Here is a 19,087-nt window from a genome sequence, read left to right on the forward strand (position 1 = left end):
TCATTCAGAACGCAGGACGCCGTAAAATACGTCCCTGTAGGCTTGGCGGCAGCATCCCTGCTGCCGACACCTGGAGCCACAAGGATGTGGTGAATGCAGAAAACGCAGGAGCAGTTTTCTGTCTTTCTAAACGCCCTGTCCCGTCATAACTGTTTAGCCGAAATATCTTAGCATTTAAAACATAAAACAGCAGAGTGTGAATAGGGTTAATCATGATGGAATGGTTATTAGTGCCGGTTGCGTATTTAACCGGTTCAGTATGTAGTGCAATTATTGTATGCCGGTTGATGGGATTGCCTGACCCGCGTGAACAAGGTTCTGGCAATCCGGGGGCCACCAATGTGATGCGCTTTGGTGGTAAAAAAGCAGCCGCGATTACGCTATTAGGTGACTCACTTAAAGGCTTAATACCGGTTTATGTTGCGCAATGGTTAAATGTGCCGGTTGAATTGCTGGTATTAACCGGCTTAGCAGCCTTTTTAGGGCATTTATTCCCGGTGTTTTTTGGCTTTAAAGGCGGAAAAGGCGTCGCAACGACGATTGGTGTTTTACTCGGTTGGTCGTGGTGGTTGGGATTGGCGATGGTTGCGACATGGTTGTTAATGTATAAAGTGGGTCGGATTTCATCCTTATCGGCGTTAATTGCATCGGCGCTATCACCGATTTATGCTTGGTTTATTACCGGTAATAGCGTGATAGTTATAGGTGCGGTGGTTATGACGGCTTTGTTATTATGGCGGCATAAAAGCAATATTCAGCGCTTATTATCAGGGCAAGAGACTTAGCGGTGCTAGCTCAGTAAGTGGCCACCTGGGTTTAGTCACAATCGCTAGGTCTTGTTGCTGGTTAGCTAGTAAGCGTTGGCAGCCGGCATAGGCAATCATGGCGCCGTTATCAGTGCAAAACTCTAGCCTTGGGAAAAATATCTCGGCGTTTTGCGCTTCGGTGAGCTTAGTCAGTGCTGAGCGAATAGTCAGGTTAGCGCTGACTCCGCCGGCTACGACAAGGCGTTTTAATCCCGTTTGCTGTAAAGCGCGTTTGCATTTAATCGTCAGTGTTTCAGCAATGGCTTGTTCAAAAGCCAACGCAATATTGGCTTTGTCTTGCTCAGATTGAGCTGATTGCTGCCAGGTGTTGAGGGCATAGGTTTTTAAGCCGCTAAAACTAAAATCTAATCCCGGCCTATCGGTCATGGGTCTAGGAAATTTATACACTGGCTGGCCTTGGCGTGCGAGCTGGGCAAGCTTAGCGCCACCTGGATAACCTATGCCTAATAATTTTGCTGTTTTATCAAATGCTTCTCCGGCAGCATCGTCTAAGGATTCGCCTAAAATTTGATAAGCGCCAATCGCATCAACCCGTATTAGCAGCGTATGTCCACCTGAAATAAGCAGAGCAACAAAAGGAAGTTGTGGTGCTGGTGTTTCAAGCATGGTCGCTAACAAGTGGCCTTCCATGTGATGTACGGCAACGGCAGGAATTTGCCAAGCCCAAGCGAGGCTTCTGGCAACGGTTGCACCCACTAATAATGCGCCCATTAAGCCAGGCCCTGCCGTGTAAGCAATACCGTTAATAGTTGCGCTTGGTGTGTGGGCTTCGGTTAGCGCTTGTTTAACTAATGGAATTAATTTTTGTACATGGTCGCGCGAAGCGAGTTCTGGCACGACACCGCCATAATCGTTATGCATAGCGACTTGGCTGTATAAAAAATGGCTGAGTAAGCCTTGTTTGGAATGATAAATAGCGACACCGGTTTCGTCGCAAGAGGTTTCTATGCCTAAGACGTACATTGGGTTTTTGATAAATAGAGAAGAGATGAGTATAATGGCAGGCTTTTTAAACCCGTGCTTAATGAATCACGACATTGCTTAGAATGTGTTGTGTTGCGCTAAGCATATTGTAACTAGCAACAATTTCATTGGATTTTATAATGCCATCAGTAAAGATTAAAGAAAACGAACCATTTGATATCGCTATACGCCGCTTTAAACGTGCTTGTGAAAAAGCCGGTGTATTGGCTGAGGTTCGTCGTCGTGAGTTTTACGAAAAACCTACCGCTGAGCGTAAACGTAAAGGCGCTGCAGCCGTTAAAAGACATTTAAAAAAATTAGCCAGAGAGCGCTATGCGCTAAAAAATCTGCGCCGTGGCCGACCTGCTGCTTAATGGTTAGCGAATGGAGCTGTTAACTGATCGTATCAAGGACGAGATGAAAGCTGCGATGAAGAGCGGCGATAAAGCGAGGCTTGGTACTATCCGCTTGATTTTATCAGCGATAAAACAAGTTGAGGTCGATGAGCGTATTGCTTTGGATAATGACCGAGCGCTACAAATATTAGACAAAATGCTTAAACAGCGTCGTGAATCCATTAAGCAATATTCGGATGCTGGTAGGCATGATTTAGCGGCGATAGAAGAAGCTGAAGTTGCTGTTATTCAAAGTTTTATGCCGACGCCGTTAACCGAGCAAGAAATCGAAAGCATGATTCAAGCCGCTGTACAGTCATCAGGTGCCGTGTCTATCAAAGATATGGGCAAAGTGATGGGTTTGTTGAAAACACAAATGCAAGGTCGTGCTGATATGGCTGTCGTAGGCGCTAAAATTAAAGCAGCGTTATCCGGTTAAATCTTGTTGTTCGGGTGTACTCATGTCTGGGAGAATACCCAAAGAATTTATTTCCGAGCTTTTAATGCGGGTTGATATTGTTGATGTTATCAACTCGCATGTTCCTTTAAAGAAATCGGGTGCTAATTATGTAGCCCGTTGTCCTTTTCATTTGGAGAAAACGCCTAGTTTCTCTGTTAGTCGTAAAAAACAGTTTTTTCATTGTTTTGGTTGCGGCGCGAGCGGTAATGTCATTGGTTTTTTGATGGACTTTAATCGTCTGGATTTTGTCGAGGCGGTTGAGGATTTGGCGCTGTTTGCGGGTTTACCAGTGCCTAAAGAAGAGGGGCAGGGCTATCGCGCTAATCTACCTAAGCTTAATGAGCTGCAAGCGTTATTGGCTAGCGTGGCTGAATACTATATTGAGCAGTTGCGCGTACAGCAAGCGGGTAAGCAAGCGGTTGCTTATTTAAAAAAACGCGGCATTAATAGTCAGTATGCGACTGAATATAAGCTGGGTTATGCACCGTTTGAGTGGCAAGAATTAACGGAAAAATTTAATCAGGATTTGTTGTTAATGGCGGGCGTTTTGGGTGTTAACGATGATGACAATAGGGTGTATGGGCGATTTCGCCACCGCGTGATGTTTCCGATTCGCTCTAAGCGTGGCAATGTGATTGGTTTTGGCGGGCGTGTTTTAGATGATTCTATGCCCAAGTACTTGAATTCTCCCGAAACGGTCTTATTTCATAAAAGCCAAGAAGTTTATGGGTTGTATGAATTATTGGCGAGAAATGCCAAGCCTTTGCGCATTCTGGTAGTTGAAGGTTACATGGATGTGATTGCGTTGGCGCAATTTGGGGTTGGCTATGCGGTAGCTGCATTAGGTACGGCATTGACCGAGCAACATATTAACCTGCTGTTTCGCTTTAGCGCTGAGATAGTATTGTGCTTTGATGGCGATAAGGCTGGGCGTATGGCGGCATGGAAAGCAATGGATGCGGTGTTTCCTTGCTTAAAAGATGATAGGCAAGTCAAAGTGATGTTGTTGCCGCTTGAGCATGATCCAGACTCAATTATCAGGGTTGAAGGTGTTAATGCGTTTGTCTTAAGAGTTGAGCAAGCAACGGTCTTGTCGGATTATTTTTTTGCGCAACTGAGCGAACATTTGGATTTAGCAACTGTAGAAGGCTGTTCTCAATTAACACTTAAAGCTGAGCCGTACTTGCAAAAAATGCCAGATGGTCTATTAAAAGACATGATGTTTCAACGTTTAGGGCAGCTTGCTAATTTTAAGGTTGCTAGAAAAAAATTAACGGTTAAAAACCTTAATAAAAAAAAACGTATCAGCTGCAGTAGGATTGGTCAGGCCTTCTCTTAAGCGTTTAGTGTTGGCCATGTTAATTCAGTATCCGCAGTTACAAAAAATATTGCGGCAGCATCCTGTTGATTTGGCTGAGTTTGAATTTAGCGGGGCCGAAAAATTTAAAGAAATTTTTAATCATATTGTGACCTTAAGGTCAGATAGCCCCGCTATTTTATTAGAAGACTATCGTGGACATTCTGATGAATTGATTATTAAACAATTAGCTGCATTGGTAATCGATGTGCCCGCTGAAGGTCTTGAGGCTGAATTTATGGGGGCGATAGATAAATTACTTGCAGAAAGTCGAGATTATCGCTTTAAGCGGTTGAGCAATAAATTAGAAAAAACAGGGCTAAATGAAGAGGAAAAAAAAGAGTTCACACGGTTGTCAATGATGAAATAAAAAGTACAAAACATAATACTTTGTAGTATAATTTTCTGTTCAGCAAGCCAGTGCTGAAAAGGTGTCCGGTGAGAATATGATGAACCAAGAACAACAGCAGTCCCAGCTTAAACAACTGATAGCTAAAGGCAAGATGCAGGGTTATTTAACCTATGCTGAAGTCAATGACCATTTGCCTAGCGATATTGCTGATCCAGAGCAAATCGATGAAATCATCGGTTGGATTAACGATATGGGCATTCAAGTTTATGAAGTTGCTCCCGATGAAGATTCTCTAATAACCGATTCAGCGACAGTAACTACAGACGATGAAGATGCCGAAGAAGTTGCAGCGCTAGCTTCAGTCGATAGCGAATTCGGTAGAACCACCGATCCTGTGCGCATGTACATGCGGGAAATGGGTTCAGTCGAGTTATTAACGCGTGCTGATGAGTTAAAAATTGCTAAGCGTATTGAAGAAGGGCAGCACCAATTAGTTAAAGCTATTTCTCGTTCTTGCATAGTCGTAGAAGATTTTTTACAATCGTTTGATTCTATCTCCGGTGAAGAAGGTGGCATTCGTTTAAACGACTTGATTTCAGGTTTTGTCGATTTAACAGAGCCAGAAGATTTGTTAAATGCTCAGGCGTCTGATGTAGTGGTCGATGCTAGTCCAGAAGACGAACTGAAAGGCCTGAATATTGAAGAAGTCCAAGAAAAAGTTGATGCATTAAGACAGCAATTGGCGGTTGCGTCAGGCTCTATTAAAAAATATGGCTATGTAAGTTCTCAAACTGAAAAAGAATTTGAAATATTAGCTGAGTTGTTCATGGAGTTTAAATGGACACCGCAATATTTAAAAAAATTAACCGGCATTATCCCTAACGGTGTTGCACGGGTAAGAGAACAAGAAAAATTTATCCTAGAAACATTTTTAAAATACACCAAAATTAGTAGAAAAGACTTTATTACCTCATTTGTAGGTCATGAGTCAGATTCAGAATGGTTAGCTCAGTTTCTAGCGCCTTCTCATGGTTATTCAGAAGGACTTTTTGCCGCATGAGAAAGAGCTGCGCAAAGCGCAAAAAATATTAGCTGATACCGAAGCCGAGTATGGGCTAACCATTACCGGTCTTAAGGATATTAATAGGCGCATGTCTATAGGCGAAGCTAAAGCTAGACGTGCGAAAAAAGAAATGATTGAAGCTAATTTGCGTTTGGTTATTTCTATAGCAAAAAAATACACGAATCGCGGTTTGCAATTCTTGGATTTAATTCAAGAAGGCAATATTGGCTTAATGAAAGCCGTTGATAAATTTGAATATCGACGCGGATATAAATTCTCTACCTATGCCACTTGGTGGATACGGCAAGCGATTACACGCTCTATCGCCGACCAAGCTAGAACCATTCGGATTCCAGTGCATATGATAGAAACGATTAATAAATTAAATCGTATCTCGCGCCAAATTCTTCAGGAAATGGGCCGGGAAGCAACGCCTGAGGAATTGGCTGAGCGTATGGAAATGCCTGAAGATAAAGTTCGCAAAGTGTTGAAAATAGCTAAAGAGCCGATTTCAATGGAAACACCTATCGGTGATGATGAAGATTCGCATTTGGGCGATTTCATCGAAGATGGTAAAGTGATGTCCCCAGTTGAAGCGGCTACGATTGCCGGTTTGCGCGAATCTACCCAGAATGTGTTGGCGGGTTTAACGGCACGAGAAGCAAAAGTTTTGCGGATGCGTTTTGGTATTAACATGAATACTGACCATACGTTAGAAGAAGTTGGTAAACAATTCGACGTAACCCGTGAACGTATACGGCAAATCGAAGCAAAAGCATTAAGAAAACTTAGGCATCCATCCAGATCGGAGCAATTACGTTGTTTCTTGGATGAATAACCCAGCAAAAATGAAGGGCCCTTAGCTCAGTTGGTTAGAGCGTCCGACTCATAATCGGCAGGTCGTAGGTTCAAAGTCCTACAGGGCCCACCACAATAATAAAAAGGCTGCATATTGCAGCCTTTTGACTATCTGGATTTTGATATTTACGAGGCATAGTATGAGCGATAATTACATTTTTACGTCAGAATCGGTTTCCGAAGGTCATCCGGATAAGGTTGCCGATCAAATTTCCGATGCTGTACTCGATGCATTATTGGTTCAAGATCCTAAATCTAGGGTTGCTTGTGAAACCTTAGTTAAAACCGGTATGGTGGTCTTAGCAGGCGAGGTGACTACCGATGCATGGGTTGATTTAGAAGCGTTAGTAAGAAAAGTGGTTTGTGACATTGGTTATGATCACGGTGATATTGGTTTCGATGGCAAAAGCTGCGCGGTATTAAACGCGATTGGTAAGCAATCTGCTGATATTGCTATGGGTGTTGACGAAAGCGACAATCACGAACAAGGTGCTGGCGATCAAGGTTTAATGTTTGGTTATGCGAGTAATGAAACCGATGTTTTCATGCCTGCCCCTATCACTTATTCGCACTTATTGGTTAAACGCCAAGCCGAAGTTAGAAAAAATAAAACATTACCGTGGTTAAGACCCGACGCTAAAAGCCAAATTACGTTTCGTTACGAAAATAATAAACCCGTTGCTATCGATGCTGTAGTATTGTCTACGCAGCACTCGCCTGATATTGGTACTAAAGCATTACATGAAGCGGTCATGGATGAAATTATTTTGCCGGTGCTACCTAAAGAATGGTTACATAAAGACACAAAATATTTCATCAATCCAACAGGGCAATTTATCATCGGTGGCCCGGTCGGCGATTGCGGTTTAACAGGCCGTAAAATTATTGTTGATTCGTACGGTGGTATGGCAAGACATGGTGGCGGCGCGTTTTCAGGTAAAGACCCATCAAAAAGTCGATAGATCAGCGGCCTATATGGCGCGTTATGTGGCTAAAAACATTGTCGCCGCAGGCTTGGCAGAGCGTTGTGAAATTCAAGTGTCTTATGCGATAGGCGTTGCTGAACCGACTTCGATTAGCGTAGAAACCTTTGGTACAGGAAAATTAGCTGAAAGCCGTTTAGTTGAAATCGTTCGTGAACACTTTGATTTAAGACCAAAAGGGCTAATCGCACAACTTGATTTATTAAGACCTATTTATCAACCACAGCTTCTTATGGTCATTTTGGACGTACTGAAGAGAGCTTTAGTTGGGAAAAAACCGATAAAGCCGAAGCGCTAGCAGATGCTGCCGGACTTTAATTTACCGACTACTTGAGGTTAACTATGAGCCAAACCGATTACAAAATTGCCGACATTAGCCTAGCTGAATGGGGCAGAAAAGAAATACAAATTGCTGAGACCGAAATGCCGGGGTTAATGGCGATACGCGAAGAATATCGTGCGGCACAACCCTTAGCAGGTGCTCGTATTGCAGGCTGTTTGCACATGACGATACAAACGGCTGTGTTGATTGAAACGTTAACGGCATTAGGTGCGGAAGTGCGTTGGTCGTCTTGTAATATTTTTTCGACGCAAGACCATGCGGCAGCGGCGATTGCAGCAGCGGGAATTCCAGTGTTTGCTTGGAAAGGTGAAACCGAAGCTGAAGCAGACTGGTGTATTGAGCAAACCATCATAGGGCCTAATGGCTGGCGTCCGAATATGATTCTGGATGATGGTGGCGACTTAACCAATATGATGCATGATAAATTCCCCGAGTTAATGTCAGGGGTAAAAGGCTTGTCAGAAGAAACCACGACAGGCGTGTTACGTTTATATGAGCGCGTTGCCAAAGGTACGTTGAAAGTGCCGGCGTTTTAACGTCAATGATTCGGTGACTAAGTCAAAATTCGATAATTTATATGGTTGCCGTGAGTCCTTAGTCGATGGGATTAAACGGGCTACCGATGTCATGGTTGCCGGTAAAATTGCTGTGGTCTGTGGTTATGGTGATGTGGGTAAAGGCTGTGCGCAATCATTACGTGGTTTAGGTGCAACAGTATGGATTACCGAAATTGACCCTATTTGCGCGTTGCAAGCTGCGATGGAAGGTTATCGTGTTGTGACCATGGAAGAAGCTGCGCCTATCGCTAATATCTTTGTCACAGCGACTGGTAATTGCAATGTGATTCGTCACGACCACATGTTAGCCATGAAAAACCAAGCGATTGTTTGCAATATTGGTCATTTTGATGCAGAAATCGATATTGCTTCGTTGCGCCAATACACTTGGGAAAACATTAAGCCTCAAGTTGACCATGTAATATTCCCTGATGGTAAACGTTTTAATCGTACTAGCAGAAGGGCGTTTAGTGAATCTAGGTTGTGCGACGGGTCATCCTAGCTTTGTTATGTCTAATTCGTTTAGCAACCAAGTTTTGGCGCAAATCGAGTTATGGCAACATGCAGAAAACTACCAAAACCAAGTCTATATCTTGCCTAAGCTATTAGATGAGAAAGTGGCTAAACTTCATTTACAGCAATTAGGGGTTACGTTAACGGAATTAACTGAAGAGCAAGCAAGTTATATTAATGTTCCTGTTAACGGCCCTTACAAAGCCGAACATTACCGCTACTAAGCCAGTATGGCAGCGATATGATGCAATCACAGCAAAAATACCCACAAGCTTTTAGTTTTGAGTTTTATCCACCTAAAACTGAAGCAGGTGCATTAGCATTGGAAACGGTACAACAACAGCTAGCCTCATTAAATCCGGATTTCTTTTCGGTGACCTATGGCGCTGGTGGAACTACACGTGATAAAACGTTTGATGCGATTGTAAATATACAAGCTAAAGGCATTGACGCCGCGCCGCATTTATCGTGTGTTGCGTCTACTAAAGACAGTATACGCACGATAATTTCAGATTATGTCGCGCAAGGGGTTAATAAATTAGTGGCGTTACGCGGTGATTTACCGTCAGGTATGATGTCTACCGGTGAATTTCGTTATGCCAATGAATTAGTTGAGTTTATTCGCACAGAAACAGCTGCGCATTTTCAAATACATGTTGCCGCCTATCCGGAAGTCCATCCGCAGGCGTATAACTGTGTTGAGGATATGAAGAATTTCAAGCGAAAAGTCGATGCCGGTGCTGACGCTGCGATAACGCAATATTTTTATAATGCCGAAGCTTATTATAATTTCATAGATTTATGTGAAAAATATGGCATTGATATACCTATTGTGCCTGGCATCATGCCGATTACCCAATATTCACAACTATCGCGTTTTTCAGAAATGTGTGGCGCCGATATACCGCGTTGGCTTAGAAAAACGTTTTAGAAAGCTATGGCGATGATAGAGAGTCAATTCAAGCCTTTGGCTTAGACGTGGTGACTAAACTATGTCAGCAATTATTAGATCATGGTGCGCCAGGTCTACATTTTTTATACGATGAACCAATCGGCCCCAACGTTGGCGATTATCAACCAATTACAATTTTAAAACGCGGCTGCACAGGCAGCCGCGTTTTTTCTCTAACCTAAAATTAAATCTGACGCAGCAACTGTTGCTACACCGACTAATAACACTGCAAATTCTGCATCCACATCGTTATCAGTGTTAACGCTTAAAATATGTGTAGTTGCATCAAAGCTCCATTCACCTTCACCAGCAGGTGTAGTTGAAAAATGTCGTTACTTCGACAAAATCAGCTGCAGTCGTGGTATCGCCGTCTAAAGCGCTTAAATCAATTTTATCAACACCTGAGATGAAATCGATGATTCGGTCTTGATTAATGGTTTTAACACCAGAATCAGCTAAGCTATTGAAAACGAAAATATCTTTATTGCCACCGCCGATTAAGCGATCTTTACCTAAGCCACCGACTAACACATCGGAACCTGAGCCACCAAACAGCGTATCATTGCCGTTTTCCCCGTAAATCATGTCTTTGCCAGAAGTACCGCTGAGAAAATCATTACCATCAGCGCCGTATAATGTATCATTGCCTGCAAATGCAACAACTTTATCATTAGAGCTAGAGCCGTTAACCGTGTTACTTGTCGAGTAAAATGACTTTAGCAAATCGTCGGCATTGTCTTGATTGAGCCCGGTTATATCAACCGAAAAGCCATCAGCGACATAAACTAATGAGCCAGATTTAAGATATTCGGTGCTAGTCACTGTGCCGCCAATCACAGACAGTGTAGCGAAATTAAAGCTAAAACCTACACCCTTAAACACTTGAGTGTTGATACCGTCCGTAATAACGACTTCAGTTGCGGTAGGGACCGATGCAAGTGTGAAGCCAGTGCTTGGCCAGAAAAAATCCAACGGAATATTGATTTGTTGCGATGCTGTTAATGTTGCCATGTGCTATCTCCGGTGTTGTTTGGTTATAGTTAAAACATATAGGTTCGACGCTAATCGTCATAACCGTCTTCAATAGACTGCATTTTATTCACATTTGAGCCTGCAAAATTACGCTTATAGGTATCATAGCTAAAGCCTTTAATATTGGCTTTACGCAGTCCCATGCCTATGGCTTTATACGTCTCTTCGTTATTAGGCCAGTTATTAATGCCTTTTTCAGCCGCAATATCGCCTATACCTTTGAAAAAAGCACGGTAATCAGTGACGTCAGAAGTTGATTTAACATAAGCGGCAGTATAGTCAGCGATTTCCGTTTCATAAGAATTATCGCCATCAGGGCTAGAGGAACCGCTACTAAAAATCGCACTACTAGAATCAGAAAAACTTTTAGAACTATCTGAGAACGAGCAGCCTTGTAAGCCGCATAAGGCTTCGAAAATAAAAACGAATAATAATGAGCGACATAAAAATTCGGTTGAATGCATAATTAACTCGCTGATTTGATGAGATGAAAAAAGCCTGCTCATATTAATCGAATGTCGCGAATTTAGGTAACTTTTTGCACAAGTTAATCGGAATACTGGTCAGGGCGTTCCTGTGGTAAATGGGCGAGTTCAACGGCGCAAACCGCATGGTTTAACTTAATCAGGTTTTGCTCTTCTGATATATGCATAAACATCATATATAAAATAGGCATCCAGAACGGATTGATTAACAAGCCGCCTAGCACACTGTAAAGCGTTCGCTTTGGATTTTTAAAAAAATTAAATGCATCAGCTAATACCGGCATGGGATGCTCTTTAAAGACCTTAATAATAGGCGATAATTTGAGCCGGTCTTTAGCGGATAACAGCGGCAAGCTAGCGCACAGTTTTTTCTCAATAGTGCGTGAATTAAAATGGGCACATACTGAAGAAAGGGTAAAAACCAATGCAACGCCAGGCAATAACACGCTAGGCGGTGCAATTGGGGCTAGCGTTGACGATAGCATCACGGTAGCAAAACCCAACATTAAAATATCTTCGCCGCGCTCCACATCACGATCAACCGCTTTAACAAGTTTGGCCAAGGCATCGCTATCGTGAGCGCTGATATACGTTTCGGTTATTGGCATGGAGATTTCTAAAAATTACGTCAAACAAGATGAGATAGAATTTGCTAACCTTTATAACACATCAGTCATGCAGGCTTAATATAGCTTTGCTAAGTTCGCTAGGCGCATCAATAAGCCTATAATCTATCGGCTAATCAACTAAGCGCAAATAATTTTTACCGCCGCAATAAGGAGGCATTATGCACAATCCCGTGGGTTGGTTTGAAATCTATGTACAAGATTTAGATCGAGCGAAACAATTCTATGAAACCGTGTTTCAAGCCGAGCTAGAGAGAATTGACAACATGGGCTTAACACTCTGGAAATTTCCACAATCTATGCAGGATTATGGTTCATCCGGTGCACTAATTAAAATGGAAGGTTTTGCATCTGGGGGTAATAGCACGTTAGTTTATTTCTCTTGTGCAGATTGCTCAGTGGAAGCTGCAAGAGCGCCTGATGCTGGCGGCAAAATTATCAAAGAAAAGTTTGCTATCGGACCTTACGGCTTTATTGCGATAGTAGAAGATACTGAAGGTAATATGATAGGGCTGCATTCTAGGGAATAAATTTAGTTATAAGTTGGGGCGCTACCAAAATAGCTACAAACATTACGGGTATAATGGCTAGGTTACGGCGTATCTAAACGTCAATGTTTGTGGTATAGGATAAACGCTGAAACTGCGGTTATGTCGTCGCTAATCAAACTAACTTAGCTACTAAGTAACACACCGATAATAACAGTTGTTTGCAAGAAACCGGCGGCGATTATCCAACGTGTTAAATCGGCTTTGGTCTCAGCGATATGTTGATGGGTTTCAGCTATTAAACGCGCGGTATCGGCTTTAATTAGCGCTAACGAGTGCTGGAGTTCGGTTTCTAGTTCTTTTACGTCGCGTTTAGTCGCTAAATCGTCTAGGTGAAAATCATGTTTAGCCTGTTCAAGGGCTTGGTCGGTTGTTTCGCGCTGCAATTCGACTAAGACTTGAGCTTGGGCGTCGGTAAAGCCTGCTGATTTTAGCCGGTTAGCAAACGCTAAGGTGTCAAAATGAATAGCATTCATGAGTAGGTTTGAGCAGTTGTTTGAGTTTATGCCGATAAAATACTCGTAGACAGGTTACAATGCAATGCTTGCAAAAACCACAGGCGTTGGCACTGAACATTTTTTAGCTTTAGTTGTCCCACTCGGCGTTTGCGACTTAAAAATAGTTTTGTCTTGGCATGGTTATTGTTAAGATAATAAATAGCTATACTTTAAACGGTTAAGTTTTCGGTTTTTAGGTAGGGTGCGCTGTGCGCACCTTATAGCAACACAAGACACCGAATGTGACCGTTCAAAGTATATAAACAACGCTACTTAAACTTTGTCGGCTAGGTTGCTTAAACCTAGTCCGCGATGATGACTTTACTTTCGTTACCTACTTTCCTACATGTTAGAAAAACAGTCTGCTACTCAATCCGATTTTTACGCTCTTAACGAATTTATTAATCATCAGATTATCGGCCAAACCGTGTTAATTGAACGCATGTTAATTGCGTTATTAGCGGATGGTCATATCTTAGTTGAGGGCGCGCCGGGGTTGGCTAAAACACGGGCAATTAATGTGTTGAGCAAAGGACTAGCCGCCGATTTTCATCGTGTTCAATTTACGCCGGATTTATTGCCCGCCGATTTAACCGGTACTGAGATTTACAGGCCGCAACAAGGCAGTTTTGAATTTCAACAAGGGCCGTTGTTTCATAATTTAATCTTAGCCGATGAAATCAACCGTTCCCCAGCTAAAGTACAAGCCGCATTATTAGAAGCAATGGCCGAGCGTCAGATTACCATAGGGCAGGCAACTTATAAGCTACCGCCGTTGTTTATGGTGATGGCGACGCAAAATCCGATTGAGCAAGAAGGCACGTATCCGTTGCCTGAAGCGCAGTTAGACCGGTTTTTATTGCACACTAAAGTCGGTTATCCCAGTGCCGAGCATGAGAAAACCATTTTACGTTTAGTGCGCGACGAGGCGAAACAAGCCAGCACTCCAGCACCGCAAGTGTTTAAGCCGATTAGTCAAGAATCGCTATTCCGTGCGCGCTTAGAGGTACTAGAAGTTTATATGGCGGATAGTTTGGAAGATTATTTATTGCAAATTATCTTAGCGGCGCGTAACCCTGGCGCGTACGGTCAAGATTTAGCGGGGTGGCTGCAATACGGCGCTAGTCCTAGAGCCAGTATCGCACTAGACCGCTCTGCGCGTGCTAAAGCGTGGTTGGCCGGTAGAACCTATGTTGCGCCTGATGATATTCAAGACTTAGCTTTCGACGTGTTGCGTCATCGCTTGATTTTATCTTATGAAGCGGAGGCGCAAGGTGTCACGACTGACGATGTGATTAAGGCGTTAATTAATCGCATCGCCGTACCTTAAGCGGGAGAGGTCGCATGACCATGACTAATCCGCGTGTCACGGTTTGTTTACAGAACTTAATCGATTTAGCCTCTGCGGGTGCGTCGTTACGTTTGTTTAGACACCAAAGGCTGGCGAGTCAAACGGGTAATTATGTCTCGCGCGTTAAAGGTCGAGGTATGGAATTTGACGAAACGCGTTTATATCAGGCTGGCGATGATATTCGCACGATAGACTGGCGCGTGACGGCACGCACCGGCAAGCCGCATACTAAAGTGTTTCGCGAAGAACGTGAGCGTCCGGTGTTTATTTCAGTTGACCAACGTGCGGCGATGCATTTTGCCACGCGTGGTGTGTTTAAATCAGTGCAAGCGGCAAAGCTAGCCGGTTTATTAGCGTGGGCAGCCGAGCATCATGGCGATAGAATCGGCGGGCAGATTTTTAACGAGACGATGTGTTTGGAGTTAAAGCCGCATAGTGGCAAGCATGCTGTGTTAAGGCTGCTTAACGCGTTAGCAACGCCTAAACCTAATGGCTTGGCGTTGTCGTATGAACAGGTATTAGCCCGCTTAAATCAACATGCGCGTCCAGGTAGTTTAGTGTATTTAATTAGCGATTTTCGCGGTATTAATGCTCAAGTCGAAGCGTATTTAGCTAAATTAGGAAGGCATTGCGAGCTGGTGCTGATTTTTGTTTATGATGCGTTAGAAGCGCAGTTGCCTGATAAAGGCCAATACCGTTTTGCCAATGATGAGCGCGAAGTATTTGTCGATGCGGCTAATCATCAAGGTCTTAGCACCTATCGCCAACGCTTTCAAGCGCGGCAAGAACAACTTCAGGCCTTGGCGCGTTTGCATAATATGCGCTTTGTTTTATGTGATACTCACGCCGATCCTATTCGCTGTTTAGCAGCGGCTTAAGTTTTATCATGCCTACGTCAACTTTACCGTTACGAGATATTCATTTACCCGATGCGATTAGCGCGTGGCCACCGGCTTTGGGCTGGTGGTGTGTCGCGGTGTTAATACCCGTCTGTATTGTTTTAGCGGTTTTATTGTTTAAACGCCTGACGCGCAAAACGCCGGTGCGCGTAGCATTAGCGCTGCTCAAACAAATCAAACAAAACGCTGAGTTAAGCCCGCAGCAAAAAATCACTGAGTTATCGATATTATTAAGACGCGTGGCGATTAGTGTCTCGCCTGTACAGGAAGCGGCGAGTTTAACCGGTGATGCGTGGCTGCACTATTTAGATAGTTTTTTGCCTAGTCCATTGTTTAGTCAAGGTTTAGGCCGATGTTTAGCCGATAAGCCTTATCAACCGGCCAATACTGAATCGATGAATGCTCAACAATTAGCTGAATTACTGACGATAGTAGAAACCTGGTTAAATGCCTGCGCAAAATCAAGTAAGCGGAGGTTTAACCGTGTTTGAATTTGCTTGGCCTTGGCTGGCTTTGTTATTACCTTTACCGTTGTTGGTTAGGCACTATTTACCTGCCTATCAAATGCAACAACAGTCAGCGTTAAAAGTGCCGTTTATCGACGATATTGCGGCGGCCGAAACCAACAGCCAGTTTGTTGCGCGTAGCCGGTTATGGTCATTGGCAGTGCTCGCGTGGTTGTTATTAGTGCTAGCGGCTATGCGACCGCAATGGTTGGGCGAGCCTATCGAACAAGCGATGAGTGGGCGCGATATTATGCTGGCGGTGGATTTATCCGGTAGTATGCAAGAGCGTGATTTTATGCTGAATAAACAACCGGTTGACCGGTTAACAGCCGCTAAGGCAGTCGCGAGTGAATTTATCGATAGACGAGTAGGCGATAGGCTGGGATTAATTTTATTCGGCACGCAAGCGTATTTACAAACCCCGTTGACGTTTTGACCGCAAAACGGTAGTCACGTTTGTTGAATGAAGCGGCATTGGGTTTGGCGGGGGAAAATACCGCGATAGGCGATGCGATTGGGTTAGCGGTTAAGCGTTTAGGTCAGCAAAACGCGAATAGTCGCGTGTTAATTTTAATGACTGATGGCGCAAATACAGCCGGAGAAATTGCACCGTTGAAAGCGGCCGAGCTAGCCGCTAATACAAAGCTGAAAATTTATACCATAGGCATTGGCGCTGATGAAATGATTGTGCGCAGTTTTTTTGGCAGCCGTAAAGTCAATCCATCAGCTGATTTGGATGAAGATAGCTTAATTAAAATTGCTGAATCTACGGGCGGTCATTATTACCGCGCTAGAAACGCCCAGGAGTTAGAAAATATTTATTTACGCTTAGATGAGTTAGAACCGGTGACTAGCGATAAGCAATATTTTCGCCCGCATAGTGAATTATTTTACTGGCCTTTAGCAGTGGCTCTGGTGTTATTAGGTTTGCTGTGTCTGCTGCGTTTACGAACATAACAATGACTGATTTTCATTTTATTCGTCCTCTTGCTTTATTAGCGTTGCTACCGGCGTTATTGCTTGCCTACGTTTTAATAAAGCGAAAGCTAAGTCATAGCGTGTGGAGCTCTGTTTGCGATGCTGAGCTACTACCGTTTTTATTGATTGATAAAGCGGCCAAACAAAACCGTATTAATTTAGGCTTAGGTTTATTAGCGAGTGTTTTAGCTATTATCGCGTTAGCAGGCCCTACTTGGGAGCGCATACCGGTACCGGTATTTCGTAATACTTCAGCGCTAGTGATTGCATTAAGCTTATCGCACTCTATGGACGCGCAAGATATTAAGCCGAGCCGGTTAACCCGCGCGCGCTATAAAATCGCTGATTTATTACAACAGCGTAAAGATGGGCAAACGGCGTTACTGGTTTATGCAGGGGACGCGTTTACCGTGACGCCATTAACCGATGATACGGCAACGATTGCCAATCAATTGGAAGTGTTAACAACGGATTTAATGCCTAGCCCTGGTCGCAATGCCCGCTTAGCGTTTACTAAAGCGATTAGCTTATTCAAACAAGCAGGCTTGCAAAAAGGCCAGTTAGTGTTAATTACCGATGGCATCGATGAAGCGCCTAATGACTTAGTTGCATTGGCTGAGCATGAAAATATTACCGTCTCTGTGTTAGGCGTTGGTACGTCAGAAGGCGCACCCGTTGCATTGCCAGGCGGTGGTTTTTTAAAAGATGAGCATGGTGCAATTGTTTTGCCTAAACTCGATGAGGCTAAACTAAGCCAGCTCGCATCGTTAGGCCATGGTATTTATCGGACTTTAGGTGCAGATGACAATGATATAAAGGCATTGCAAGCGTTATTAGCGACACCGTTAACGGCAGATAATAAAACCGATGCTACTGACGTTAAACTAGACCAGTGGCAAGATGTAGGGCCTTGGGTGTTGTTACTGGTGCTGCCGTTAGCGGCTTTGTTGTTTAGAAAAGGGTTATTAATTTTCGCTCTATGTGTGTTACTGCCCCAGCCAAACGAGGCTTATGCTTGGAGTTGGCAGGATTTGTGGCAAACCCAAGAGCAACAAGCACAAAAAGCATTTAACGGGCAAAATTACGCACAAGCGGCCAAGCAATTTACCCGGCCTGATTGGAAAGCAGCGGCCAAGTATAAAGCCGGTGAGGGCTATTCCGAACAAGACTATCAAGACGCATTAAAAAAGCTAACGACTAGTGATGGTTTTTACAATTTAGGCAATGCGTTAGCGGGTTCGGGTGAGTTGGAAAAAGCTATTGATGCTTATCAACGTGCGTTGAAATTAAACCCTGAGAACGCTGATGCTAAATACAATAAGGAACTTGTTGAAAAAGCCTTAGAAAAGCAGCAGCAAGACAAGCAAAAACAACAACAAGATCAACAGCAACAGCAGCAAAACCAAAAGCAACAACAAGACCAACAGCAACAGTCATCAGAACAGCAAGCTAGTGAGAATGACGCTAAGCCTGAGCAAAAACCAGAGCATGGCGGGCAACAGCAGGACTCGCAGCAGCAAGATCAACAGCGAGATCAACAGAAACAAGCTCAGCAACAACAAAAACAGCAAGAATCTGAGCAGCAGCAAGCAGCAGCTCAACAAGAACCCGCTGAACCCAAAAAAGATGACGACAAGCAAGACCCTGTAGCGGGAGAGTCTTCAGCCAAGCTTAACGACAAACAACAAGCGATTAATGAGCAATGGCTGAAACGTATACCTGATGATCCGGGCGGTTTATTACGGCGTAAATTCCAATACCAATACGGACAGCGTAATGCAGAACAAAGCGATAAACCTTGGTAATACCAACGAGTGACCGTTCTGAGTTTGGTTTTGGATTCAAAATTGCATGGTATTTCGATATAATCGCCTGCGGTGTGTTATAGCGTTCTCACTATTATTTTTCGGCAAAAATCACTTCATGAATTATTCTTAGGACAGAGCCGTGGTACGCAATGCGTACTGTCTCCCCACTTTTACTTAATAGAGAGTAGCGCTTAAGTCGCCTACAAAAAACGACCGTAAATGAAGATATCCAAGCAACCTCGATTAGTCACGCGGCTAAAACAGCACAGCCTACTGCTAGCCACCGTCCTGTTAATCATCGCAGCGTTAAGTTATTGGCTGGTAGTCGCCTCTAATCGCTATGTTTCGACAGCCCATGTGATGATACAAAGCACCGACATGGTCAGTGACGGCGGTAGCGGTCTGTCCAAATTATTACGCGGCGGTGGTGGTGCGAGCGTGGTGGCCGAACAACTGCTGCTACGCGACTACTTGCTGTCTACCGATATGCTTGCTAAGCTCGATGCTAAGTTAGACCTACGCAGCCATTACAGCCAACCTAGCCACGATATCGTGTCGCGCTTCTGGTTTAAAGACGCCGAATTTGAACACTTTTACGACTACTACCTACGCCGAGTCAGCGTCGAGCTGGATGAATACTCGGGCGTACTCATTGTCAAAGCCCAAGCCTATGATGCGAAGACCGCTCATGCCATAGCCCGCTATCTGGTTGAAGAAGGCGAACGCTACATGAA

16 protein-coding genes, 1 tRNA gene and 5 pseudogenes are annotated in these 19,087 nt (G+C 43.8%); 17 read left to right on the top strand and 5 right to left on the bottom strand.

The features are described 5' to 3' along the window. Window positions 1-209: 209 nt before the first annotated feature. Entirely contained in the window at window positions 210-785 is a 576-nt protein-coding gene (gene plsY, locus VZ94_RS15385; protein ID WP_204369166.1) for a glycerol-3-phosphate 1-O-acyltransferase PlsY, read from the top strand. Here plsY and tsaD read toward each other — a convergent pair. Further along, the gene (tsaD, locus tag VZ94_RS15390; protein ID WP_045779908.1) at window positions 768-1,790 is read right to left on the bottom strand and encodes a tRNA (adenosine(37)-N6)-threonylcarbamoyltransferase complex transferase subunit TsaD; all 1,023 of its coding nucleotides are present in this window, start codon (window positions 1,788-1,790) and stop codon (window positions 768-770) included. The genes plsY and tsaD overlap by 18 nt on opposite strands. Before the next feature lie 140 nt (window positions 1,791-1,930). Between tsaD and rpsU the strand changes: the two genes are divergently transcribed. The 9 genes and pseudogenes from rpsU (at window position 1,931) to metF (ending at window position 9,764) form a co-directional block, all read left to right on the top strand. Continuing rightward, complete coding sequence (rpsU, locus tag VZ94_RS15395) at window positions 1,931-2,164, top strand: 30S ribosomal protein S21 (RefSeq protein ID WP_045779909.1); 234 nt, start codon at window positions 1,931-1,933, stop codon at window positions 2,162-2,164. Window positions 2,165-2,174: 10 nt separating this feature from the next. Further along, complete coding sequence (locus tag VZ94_RS15400) at window positions 2,175-2,624, top strand: GatB/YqeY domain-containing protein (protein WP_045779910.1); 450 nt, start codon at window positions 2,175-2,177, stop codon at window positions 2,622-2,624. A 22-nt stretch (window positions 2,625-2,646) separates the two neighbouring features. Next, complete coding sequence (gene dnaG / locus VZ94_RS15405) at window positions 2,647-3,984, top strand: DNA primase (RefSeq protein ID WP_239649987.1); 1,338 nt, start codon at window positions 2,647-2,649, stop codon at window positions 3,982-3,984. A 16-nt stretch (window positions 3,985-4,000) separates the two neighbouring features. Beyond that, window positions 4,001-4,372, top strand: a complete 372-nt coding sequence (gene dnaG / locus VZ94_RS29370; protein WP_239649988.1) for a DNA primase — start codon at window positions 4,001-4,003, stop codon at window positions 4,370-4,372. 79 nt (window positions 4,373-4,451) lie between these two features. Beyond that, a pseudogene (gene rpoD / locus VZ94_RS15415) lies at window positions 4,452-6,255 on the top strand (RNA polymerase sigma factor RpoD). 15 nt (window positions 6,256-6,270) lie between these two features. Next, window positions 6,271-6,348 (top strand) — tRNA-Ile (locus VZ94_RS15420). 67 nt (window positions 6,349-6,415) lie between these two features. Beyond that, window positions 6,416-7,576, top strand: a pseudogene (metK, locus tag VZ94_RS15425) (methionine adenosyltransferase). 24 nt (window positions 7,577-7,600) lie between these two features. After that, window positions 7,601-8,895, top strand: a pseudogene (gene ahcY / locus VZ94_RS15430) (adenosylhomocysteinase). Window positions 8,896-8,915: 20 nt separating this feature from the next. Next, a pseudogene (metF, locus tag VZ94_RS15435) lies at window positions 8,916-9,764 on the top strand (methylenetetrahydrofolate reductase [NAD(P)H]). Between the two features lie 162 nt (window positions 9,765-9,926). On the opposite strand, the gene VZ94_RS15440 reads toward metF, so the two are convergent. The 3 genes from VZ94_RS15440 to VZ94_RS15450 form a co-directional block, all read right to left on the bottom strand. Further along, window positions 9,927-10,634, bottom strand: coding sequence for a calcium-binding protein (locus tag VZ94_RS15440; protein WP_045779912.1), 708 nt, complete (start codon window positions 10,632-10,634; stop codon window positions 9,927-9,929). A 50-nt stretch (window positions 10,635-10,684) separates the two neighbouring features. Continuing rightward, a complete protein-coding gene (locus tag VZ94_RS15445) occupies window positions 10,685-11,119 on the bottom strand; it encodes a putative lipoprotein (RefSeq protein ID WP_045779913.1) in 435 nt (144 codons plus the stop codon). Window positions 11,120-11,202: 83 nt separating this feature from the next. After that, complete coding sequence (locus VZ94_RS15450) at window positions 11,203-11,748, bottom strand: hypothetical protein (protein ID WP_045779914.1); 546 nt, start codon at window positions 11,746-11,748, stop codon at window positions 11,203-11,205. A 179-nt stretch (window positions 11,749-11,927) separates the two neighbouring features. Here VZ94_RS15450 and VZ94_RS15455 point away from each other — a divergent pair, with 179 nt between their 5' ends. Beyond that, a complete protein-coding gene (locus VZ94_RS15455) occupies window positions 11,928-12,296 on the top strand; it encodes a VOC family protein (protein ID WP_045779915.1) in 369 nt (122 codons plus the stop codon). 143 nt (window positions 12,297-12,439) lie between these two features. Here the strand turns inward: VZ94_RS15455 and VZ94_RS15460 are convergent, their stop codons facing one another. Then, a complete protein-coding gene (locus VZ94_RS15460; RefSeq protein WP_045779916.1) occupies window positions 12,440-12,790 on the bottom strand; it encodes a CCDC90 family protein in 351 nt (116 codons plus the stop codon). Between the two features lie 367 nt (window positions 12,791-13,157). Between VZ94_RS15460 and VZ94_RS15465 the strand changes: the two genes are divergently transcribed. The 6 genes and pseudogenes from VZ94_RS15465 to VZ94_RS15490 all read left to right on the top strand — a co-directional run. Next, a complete protein-coding gene (locus VZ94_RS15465) occupies window positions 13,158-14,141 on the top strand; it encodes an AAA family ATPase (protein ID WP_045779917.1) in 984 nt (327 codons plus the stop codon). A 14-nt stretch (window positions 14,142-14,155) separates the two neighbouring features. Continuing rightward, window positions 14,156-15,040, top strand: coding sequence for a DUF58 domain-containing protein (locus VZ94_RS15470; protein WP_045779918.1), 885 nt, complete (start codon window positions 14,156-14,158; stop codon window positions 15,038-15,040). 8 nt (window positions 15,041-15,048) lie between these two features. Then, a complete protein-coding gene (locus VZ94_RS15475; protein ID WP_045779919.1) occupies window positions 15,049-15,552 on the top strand; it encodes a DUF4381 domain-containing protein in 504 nt (167 codons plus the stop codon). Then, a pseudogene (locus tag VZ94_RS33320) lies at window positions 15,545-16,524 on the top strand (vWA domain-containing protein). The gene VZ94_RS15475 and the pseudogene VZ94_RS33320 overlap by 8 nt, the downstream one beginning before the upstream one ends. 2 nt (window positions 16,525-16,526) lie before the next feature. After that, window positions 16,527-18,350: a VWA domain-containing protein gene (locus VZ94_RS15485; RefSeq protein WP_045779920.1), complete on the top strand. Its 1,824-nt coding sequence runs from the start codon at window positions 16,527-16,529 to the stop codon at window positions 18,348-18,350. Between the two features lie 222 nt (window positions 18,351-18,572). Continuing rightward, window positions 18,573-19,087, top strand: a 515-nt coding sequence (locus VZ94_RS15490) for a KpsE/RkpR family capsule polysaccharide export protein (RefSeq protein ID WP_045779921.1), incomplete at its 3' end; no start/stop codon positions are given.

Origin of the sequence: Methylocucumis oryzae, assembly GCF_000963695.1 — a bacterium.
Taxonomy (GTDB): Bacteria; Pseudomonadota; Gammaproteobacteria; order Methylococcales; family Methylomonadaceae; genus Methylovulum; species Methylovulum oryzae.

Excerpts from the sequence above, each read along its gene's own strand:
- tsaD (WP_045779908.1), bottom strand. The coding sequence starts at position 1,790 with ATGTACGTCTTAGGCATAGAAACCTCTTGCGACGAAACCGGTGTCGCT.
- rpsU (WP_045779909.1), top strand. The coding sequence starts at position 1,931 with ATGCCATCAGTAAAGATTAAAGAAAACGAACCATTTGATATCGCTATA.
- VZ94_RS15400 (WP_045779910.1), top strand. The coding sequence starts at position 2,175 with ATGGAGCTGTTAACTGATCGTATCAAGGACGAGATGAAAGCTGCGATG.
- dnaG (WP_239649987.1), top strand. The coding sequence starts at position 2,647 with ATGTCTGGGAGAATACCCAAAGAATTTATTTCCGAGCTTTTAATGCGG.
- dnaG (WP_239649988.1), top strand. The coding sequence starts at position 4,001 with ATGTTAATTCAGTATCCGCAGTTACAAAAAATATTGCGGCAGCATCCT.
- VZ94_RS15440 (WP_045779912.1), bottom strand. The coding sequence starts at position 10,634 with ATGGCAACATTAACAGCATCGCAACAAATCAATATTCCGTTGGATTTT.
- VZ94_RS15445 (WP_045779913.1), bottom strand. The coding sequence starts at position 11,119 with ATGCATTCAACCGAATTTTTATGTCGCTCATTATTATTCGTTTTTATT.
- VZ94_RS15450 (WP_045779914.1), bottom strand. The coding sequence starts at position 11,748 with ATGCCAATAACCGAAACGTATATCAGCGCTCACGATAGCGATGCCTTG.
- VZ94_RS15455 (WP_045779915.1), top strand. The coding sequence starts at position 11,928 with ATGCACAATCCCGTGGGTTGGTTTGAAATCTATGTACAAGATTTAGAT.
- VZ94_RS15460 (WP_045779916.1), bottom strand. The coding sequence starts at position 12,790 with ATGAATGCTATTCATTTTGACACCTTAGCGTTTGCTAACCGGCTAAAA.
- VZ94_RS15465 (WP_045779917.1), top strand. The coding sequence starts at position 13,158 with ATGTTAGAAAAACAGTCTGCTACTCAATCCGATTTTTACGCTCTTAAC.
- VZ94_RS15470 (WP_045779918.1), top strand. The coding sequence starts at position 14,156 with ATGACCATGACTAATCCGCGTGTCACGGTTTGTTTACAGAACTTAATC.
- VZ94_RS15475 (WP_045779919.1), top strand. The coding sequence starts at position 15,049 with ATGCCTACGTCAACTTTACCGTTACGAGATATTCATTTACCCGATGCG.
- VZ94_RS15485 (WP_045779920.1), top strand. The coding sequence starts at position 16,527 with ATGACTGATTTTCATTTTATTCGTCCTCTTGCTTTATTAGCGTTGCTA.